Source organism: Mesorhizobium sp. M7A.F.Ca.CA.002.09.1.1, assembly GCF_003998555.1.
Taxonomy (GTDB): Bacteria; Pseudomonadota; Alphaproteobacteria; order Rhizobiales; family Rhizobiaceae; genus Mesorhizobium; species Mesorhizobium ciceri.
This window is the reverse complement of sequence record NZ_RZRR01000250.1, coordinates 1-6,462: the sequence shown is the minus strand read 5'-3', so window position 1 is coordinate 6,462 and position 6,462 is coordinate 1. Positions and strand designations below refer to the sequence as shown.

The 6,462-nt window shown below is 61.9% G+C and carries 9 protein-coding genes; 7 read left to right on the top strand and 2 right to left on the bottom strand.

Features of this window, described 5'->3' with window-relative positions; translation table 11 throughout:
- Both EN994_RS13415 and EN994_RS13410 read left to right on the top strand, forming a co-directional pair.
- Nucleotides 1-495: 5'/3'-nucleotidase SurE (locus EN994_RS13415; RefSeq protein WP_127307580.1), on the top strand; the 495-nt coding region annotated here is incomplete at its 5' end.
- A gap of 108 nt (nucleotides 496-603) precedes the next feature.
- Complete coding sequence (locus tag EN994_RS13410) at nucleotides 604-1,767, top strand: DUF930 domain-containing protein (protein WP_063169125.1); 1,164 nt, start codon at nucleotides 604-606, stop codon at nucleotides 1,765-1,767.
- On the opposite strand, the gene EN994_RS13405 is transcribed toward EN994_RS13410, so the two are convergent.
- Nucleotides 1,764-2,438: an HAD family phosphatase gene (locus EN994_RS13405; RefSeq protein WP_024503715.1), complete on the bottom strand. Its 675-nt coding sequence runs from the start codon at nucleotides 2,436-2,438 to the stop codon at nucleotides 1,764-1,766. The two genes, EN994_RS13410 and EN994_RS13405, sit on opposite strands and share 4 nt — an antisense overlap.
- A gap of 94 nt (nucleotides 2,439-2,532) precedes the next feature.
- Nucleotides 2,533-3,174, bottom strand: a complete 642-nt coding sequence (locus EN994_RS13400) for a hypothetical protein (protein WP_063169124.1) — start codon at nucleotides 3,172-3,174, stop codon at nucleotides 2,533-2,535.
- A gap of 196 nt (nucleotides 3,175-3,370) precedes the next feature.
- Between EN994_RS13400 and EN994_RS13395 the strand changes: the two genes are divergently transcribed.
- The 5 genes from EN994_RS13395 to EN994_RS13375 form a co-directional block, all read left to right on the top strand.
- Nucleotides 3,371-3,808, top strand: a complete 438-nt coding sequence (locus EN994_RS13395) for a transcriptional regulator GutM (protein ID WP_013529327.1) — start codon at nucleotides 3,371-3,373, stop codon at nucleotides 3,806-3,808.
- A gap of 88 nt (nucleotides 3,809-3,896) precedes the next feature.
- Nucleotides 3,897-4,658 (top strand): PTS glucitol/sorbitol transporter subunit IIC, encoded by a 762-nt coding sequence (locus EN994_RS13390; RefSeq protein WP_013529328.1) that lies wholly within the window; start codon nucleotides 3,897-3,899, stop codon nucleotides 4,656-4,658.
- A 16-nt stretch (nucleotides 4,659-4,674) separates the two neighbouring features.
- Nucleotides 4,675-5,676, top strand: a complete 1,002-nt coding sequence (locus EN994_RS13385; protein ID WP_013529329.1) for a PTS glucitol/sorbitol transporter subunit IIB — start codon at nucleotides 4,675-4,677, stop codon at nucleotides 5,674-5,676.
- Between the two features lie 109 nt (nucleotides 5,677-5,785).
- Nucleotides 5,786-6,166 carry a PTS glucitol/sorbitol transporter subunit IIA gene (locus EN994_RS13380; protein ID WP_013529330.1) on the top strand — a complete coding sequence of 127 codons (381 nt, stop codon included), beginning with the start codon at nucleotides 5,786-5,788 and terminating at the stop codon, nucleotides 6,164-6,166.
- A gap of 56 nt (nucleotides 6,167-6,222) precedes the next feature.
- Nucleotides 6,223-6,462 (top strand): HPr family phosphocarrier protein (locus EN994_RS13375; RefSeq protein WP_164745901.1); only part of this gene is annotated, 240 nt, incomplete at its 3' end.

The window sequence follows — 6,462 nt, the reverse complement described above, 5'->3', positions numbered from 1 at the left end:
GTGCTGTCGGGTGTCAACGATGGCCGCAACGTTGCCGAGGACCTTGCCTATTCCGGCACGCTCGGCATTGCGCGGGAGGCCACTTTCTGGGGCGTTCCGGCCATTGGCTTCTCACGCGTGAAAAATCCTGATTTCACCGATGGCGACGACCAATGGCTTGGCGCGCTGATCGTGTCCCTGTGGCAATCGCGCGCCGACTGGGCCGCTGAGGGTCATTGGCTGAGCATCAACCTGCCGACCTCGCTGCCGGCCGAAATCCGCCAGCCGCGCATCGGTCGCGACAAGATCGCCCGCAAGGCCGAGATCGTGGAGAGCGACGGCGACCGCACGGTCATCACCGTGCCGCGCGGGCGGGCTCACGACAGCCAGCCGGGCGACGAGAACGACGCGATCGATGCCGGCTTCATCAGCATCAACCGGCTGAACTGGCTTGGCGAGACGCGGCTGGACGAACGGTTTCTGGACGGGATCCCGCGCCAGCGGCAAACTGGCTGACCTGAGGTCTGCGCGTCGTCATCCGATCACCAACCTGTCAGCGGTTAAATCAAGCCAATCCACTACCTATGCTTGAAGCCGCCGCTATTTCATTCCACATCGGTGCGGATGAAGGGCGAAACAGGAGAACGGCGGCGGCATTTGCTGTGGGCTTTGCCCGCATCGCTGATCCTGCATGCGCTCATCGCGGCGTTTCTGATCTATGGCCTGCCGAGACCCGAGCAGCAGCCGGTTCAGCAGGAACAGCCCGTCAATGTCGCGATCGTGCCGCCGCCCGAGAAGCCCAAGCCGAAACCTGCTCCAAAGCCGCCGGAACCGACACCTGAAAAGAAGGCTGAAAAGCCGCCTGAACAAAAGCCGCCGCCGCCGAAACCGCCAGACGACCAGGTTCTGAAGCGCGTTTTCCAGTACGGCCAGAAAGATACCGGGCCGGAGAAATCGCTCGACGGAAGCAGCGCTAAACCCAACACGCCGTCGCCGGCCAAGGATGAGGCTGCAAAGCCGCCTGTCGCGCCGACACCCGTGCCGACGGAGCCCGCCCCGGCTGCAACGCCACAGCAGAAGGCAGACCCCAGCAAGCCTGACGAGAAGCCGGCCACCGTTGCGCCGGACGAAAAGCCCGCGCAAAGCGAGGAAAAGCAGGCGACCGAGGACACCGACAAACAGCAGCCGGACAAACAAGAACTCGCACCGCAACCTGACGAAAAGCAAGCCGTCGTGACGCCAAAGCCATTGACGGCTGAGACCGGTGACAAGCCGGCGCCTCCAGCTTCGACTGGAAAGGCAAAGTCCAAACCTGCCAAGACAATGACGTTCAAACCCGCAAGAGCTTTCAAAGCGCCGATCGGGAATGCTGGAAGGTCAAATCCCACCAACGACGACGTTGCAGGATCACCAATCTATTCCGGCCTTCCGGGCGTCAGAAAGCTTTACTCGCAAGGGGCAACCGGCAATGCGTTCGCTACAAGCTCCATGGAGAATGTGCCGCGCGGTCAGCGGGTGGCCACCCTTTGCGGCAACGTTCTGAGCCGGGAACTGCAAAGTGCCGACTATACGGTCAAATGGGTGCCAACCATTACGCTGGACAAAGGCAATGTTCTCAATCCTCCGCAGGCCGCCTTCAGCACCAGAAACGCTTGGTACAACCTAAATTTCCGATGCGAAGTCGACGCCGATGCGACGAGGGTCCTGTCCTTCAACTTCCGTGTGGGCTCACTCGTGCCGCCTGGCGAATGGGCCAGCCGTGGATTCACAAAGTATCGTCTAAACTAGGCCGGCACACCAAACCTAGCCAATTGCCGGCTAACTTCTTGCCAGTCGGCGCAGACGAAATCGGCACCGGCAGCCGTCAGCCGCGCGGCGTGCTCGGCATAGGTATGGCCGCCACCGGTGTAGCCGATCGCCGTCATGCCGGCGGCGATCGCGCCCTGGATGCCGAAGGGCGAGTCCTCGATGACGATGCAGTCAACGGGATTGGCGCCGATCTTGTCCGCCGCGAAGAGGAAGATGTCCGGCGCGGGTTTGCCGTTCTTGACCATCGAGGAACTGTAGATCGCATCGCCGAAGAAACGCGCCAGCCCGGTCACCGCAAGGCTGTGGTTTATGCGCTCGACGGAGGAGGACGAGGCGACACAGCGGTCGCCTGCAAGCGCCTCCAGAAAGGCAGTGATTCCCGGTGTCGGCTTCAATTCCTGCGAGAACAGCACCTTGGTCTCGGCCCAGATGTCGCCGTCCGCCGCCGCCGGAAACTGGTGGCCGGTCAAATCTTTGATCCTGGCGATGATATCGGACTGCTTCATGCCGATGCATTGGGCGATGACGCTGGTGTTGACGCCGGGCATGCCGTGCTTTTCGTAGACGCGCTCATAGGCGCGGGCGGCCAGAGGCTCGCTGTCGACAAGAACGCCGTCGCAATCGAAAATAATAGGCCTTGGTCGCGCCACGCGTTTCCCTCTCGAGTCAATTTTCGCACATCGCTATCGGCAAAAAGTCAAATGTTCAATAGCACGTGCGGTTTTGGGGGCGCGAAGAGCGGGCTCAAAGCTGGCGCAACGCATCGCTCGCACGGGAAGACACGAGCGCCCGTTGCATGGCTTGCCGGGACTGCGCGCGATCCGGGGTGATCCAGTTCGGTTCGGCGCCGAGAAAGCGGTCGAGGAAAGCCACCGCATAGGCCGGCATCTCGGTCACATTCTCGCGATAGGACCACCAGGTGCGCAAATCGTCGGCGCATTTGTCGATCCCGGGTGTCGTGCCGAATTCCTGCTCGTGGATCGCCGAAATCACCGAGACGCAGTAGTTGGTGTAGAGGAAACCCTCCGGCCAGAAGCGGACGATTTCCAGCGTGCCGGCGTTCGTTTCCGTCTCGATCAGCTGCGTGAGGCCGGAGATTTCCCTGGCCGGCGCCTGTTTTATCAGCTCACGCAGCACGAGGCCGGCGGCAAAGACGATGAAGTCGGCGCGGTCGATCGCGGCGAAGCGCTTCTGCCCCTCCATGATCTCGACCCAGTCGAGAAAGGCCCTGGTGAGCTTGGCCTCGTCGATCTCGAAGCGCACGCCGAACGTGTCCGAGACCACCTTGGCGCTGCCGCGAAAGGTGGCGCGGAACCAGCGCAACTGCCGCAGCCGATGGCGAAGATCGGGCATCAAGGCCAGTTCGTCCCTGAAGGGCAGGTCCATGTTTCCTCGTATCCTGTTTCCCGGTCAGCCTAGCACAAGCGCGCCGCCGCCGAAATCTGTCAGCGGCCCTGTGGATGACCGCTTCAGAGGCCAATATCATACATATTGACATTCTCGGAAACAAATGTTCTCACTTTGCTGTTGTCACGCGCCGGTCCAAGGTGCGATTCAACTGAGGCTTCGGGAGGAGAACCGAATGGCGATTTGGCAGTGGGGACTGCTTCTGCTGGTTATCGTGTGGGCGCTGCAGTCGCTCGGCGTCTGGCTGCAGATGCGGCATTATTCGGATGTCTTCAGGGGCGTCACCGACCAGTACAAGGACGGCTTCGTCGGAGCCGGCAATTTTCGCGGCCGGTTGGCCAAGGGCACCATCGCGCTCGTGGTGGTGACGCCCGATCTGGTCGTGCGCCGCCTGATGGTGATGAGCGGCCGTTCCGTCTTCACCAAGTTCAAGAGACATGAAGAATTCGAGGGTGTTCCCCTCGATCGACTCCGGTCCAACCCTGCAATCATGGGGGAGGGGGAACCCGGTGTGGCCGAGGCCGTGAAACGGGCGATCGAGCAGATCGACAAGACACGGTCGGAGCCGGGGAAGAAGCCGGGCCTGTCCGGTTTGAACGTAGCAAGGGCTTAGAGCCGGATGATTTCGGGCTCTAAATCAAAGGGATAGAGGACGCCGCGCACCGACTGGGATCAACCGGCGGGTGGCATAAGGAGGAGAAATGTCTGTATTTTCGTTGTTGGCGCAGCATGCCGACATGGCCGTGCACAATCTGCATGTCGCAGGTGCCATGGTTTCGGATGCCGCATTGCATGGCAAGCTCGCTGTCGAGCATGCCTCCGACCATCTCGTTGTCCTCGCACAAGCGGACAGCGGACCGATCACCGTCGATCAGTTCAAGGAAAAGCTGAAGGACGTCCAGCAGGAAGAGCAGCTCGGCTGGCTGACCGCCATCGGCAAGTACTTCATCGGCATCTTCCAGAAGGGCGGCGAGGTCTTCGCCGGCTTCGTCACCGGCATCATTCCGACGCTGGTCGTGCTGATGACGGCCTTCTATGCCGTCACCGAACTGGTCGGTGAAGAGCGCGTGCATGGCCTGGCGCGCGGCGCCGGCCGGATCGCGCTGACGCGCTACACGCTTTTGCCGCTGCTGGCGGTGTTCTTCCTCACCAATCCGATGGCCTATACGTTCGGATCGTTCCTGGAAGAAAAGCACAAGCCAGCCTTCTATGACGCGGCCGTGTCCTATGTGCACCCGCCGCTCGGCCTGTTCCCGCACATCAATCCCGGCGAGTATTTCGTCTGGGGTGGCATTCTCGTCGCGCTGCTGGAGCTGGAAAAGAAGGGCGTCGTCGTCGCCGGCTACCACGTCAAGGTGGCGATCTGGTACGCCATCGTCGGCCTCGTCGTCATCCTGCTCAAGGGCATGCTGACCGAACGCATCACCGCGATCATGGCACGCCGCCAAGGCGTCGAGCTGTAAGGGCGGGGAGGACATCATGGCCAAGACATATAAAGCCGTAAAAATCTCCCAGGGCAAAACCGGCTGGGGTGGCCCGCTCATCATCGAGCCGACCGAACAGCGCAGCAAGGTGGTTTCCGTCACCGGTGGTGGCATTCACCCGGTGGCGCAGCTCATCGCCGACATGACCGGCGCCGAGGCCGTCGACGGCTTCAGGGCACCGCCGATCGAAAGCGAGATGGCGGTTGTCGTCGTCGATTGCGGCGGCACCGCACGATGCGGCGTCTATCCGCGCAAACGTATCCCGACCGTCAATCTGACGCCGGTCGGTCAATCCGGGCCGCTGGCCCAGTTCATCACCGAGGACATCTACGTTTCGGGCGTGAAGCCGGCCAACATCACAATGGCGGACGGATCCGAAACGATCACGACTGCAGGGGGAGCAGCAGCGATGAGTTCAAACAACAATGCGACCGCGGCACCACAGCCGCTGCCGAGCGAAGGTGGGCTGATCGGCCTCATCAGCACGATCGGCCGCGTCATGGGACGTATCGTCGGCATCTTCTTCAATGCCGGCCGCCGCACCATCGACCAGGTCATCCGCAACGTGCTGCCGTTCATGGCCTTCGTGACCATGCTCATCGGTCTGATCCTGTATACCGGCATCGGCGATGTGCTGGCGCAGCCGATGGGTCCGCTGGCCAACAACATCGTCGGCCTGCTGATCATCTCGGCGATCTGCGGCCTGCCGTTCCTGTCGCCCATCCTCGGGCCAGGCGCTGTCATCGCGCAGGTCATCGGCGTCGCCATCATCGGCCCGCAGATCGCCAACGGCACGATTTCGCCGGCAATGGCACTGCCGGCGCTGTTTGCCTACAATACCCAGGTGGGCTGCGACTTCGTCCCCGTCGGCCTGGCGCTCGGCGAGGCCAAGCCTAAGACGATCGAAATCGGCGTTCCGGCGGTGCTCATCAGCCGCCAGATCATGGGTCCGGTCTCGGTGCTGATCGCCTGGGTCGTCAGCCTGATCGTGTTCTAAGGCAATTCCGGGAAAAGCGCACAATGCTTTCCCTTGGAAACTGCGTCAAAACAAAGAGATAGAGCGGTTCACCGCTCTAGGGAAAGTTTGAGAAAATGAGGTTCGCCATATGACGGTTCTTTTGAGAACACGGGTCACTGCCATCGGCCCCGAAGTGGCGGACCTTGCCGAAGGGGGCGTGGTCATCCTGTTTGCGGATGGCTCGCCGCCGGAGCTTGCCGAGGTTTCGGTGCTCCACAAGGCGGAGCAGGGACCAAGTGACGGAGCGCCCGCCAAGGGCGCTTCGATCACCCTCGGCCCGGTTGCCGCTGTTATCACAGCGGTCGGCTCCAGCGCGTGGAGCAAGGTGCTGGAAATGGGTCATGTCGTCATTTCGTTCAACGGCGCTACCGAGGCCGAGAGACCGGGCGAGATCTGTGCGTCGCAAGTCGATCCGCAAGCGCTCGTGGCCGCCCTGAAGACCGGCGCGATCATCACCATCGCCGCCTGACAGCATTCGCGCCGCGGCCCATGTTGGGAGCGGCGCCCAAAACCAGAGTATTTGCCATGGAACGCTCGACCATCGTCAGAGTGCATGAAGGTTTGCACGCCCGTCCCGCGACGCGGTTCGTGAAGCTCGCCAAGGGCTTCGAATCCGACGTCGAACTGATCAAGGACGGCAAGGCGGTCAGCGCCAAGAGTTCGGTCAAGCTGATGCTGCTGGCGGTCAAGGAGAACCAGGAAGTCACGGTGCGGGCGAATGGCGCCGATGCCATCGAGGCGCTCGAGGCGCTGATCGGCTATCTC